This is a genomic window from Planktothrix paucivesiculata PCC 9631, from assembly GCF_900009265.2.
GTDB classification, from domain to species: Bacteria; Cyanobacteriota; Cyanobacteriia; order Cyanobacteriales; family Microcoleaceae; genus Planktothrix; species Planktothrix paucivesiculata.
Map to the genome: position 1 here is coordinate 1 of NZ_LR735147.1, position 265 is coordinate 265.

Annotated in this window: 1 protein-coding gene; it reads left to right on the top strand. The window is 39.2% G+C overall.

What is annotated here, in order from left to right; genetic code table 11:
- The coding region (locus PL9631_RS25880; RefSeq protein ID WP_156090731.1) for a transposase at positions 1–265 on the top strand (265 nt) is incomplete at both ends.

The following is a 265-nucleotide window of genomic DNA, read 5'->3' on the forward strand; positions in this document are numbered from 1 at the left end:
TAGAGGCTTTTAAAGAATATACGGGACATTATCCTGAGTCAGTCCATGTAGATAAAATTTACCGAACTAGAGACAACCGAGCTTGGTGTAAAGAAAAGGGGATTAGAATGAGTGGCCCCCCGTTAGGTAGACCTCCAGTAAATATTAGTAAAGCTACTAAGAAGCAGGCGTCAGAAGATGAAAAGATTCGGAATTCTATTGAAGGCAAATTTGGCCAAGGAAAAAGAAGATTTAGCCTGAATCGGATTATGAATAAACTAGCTCA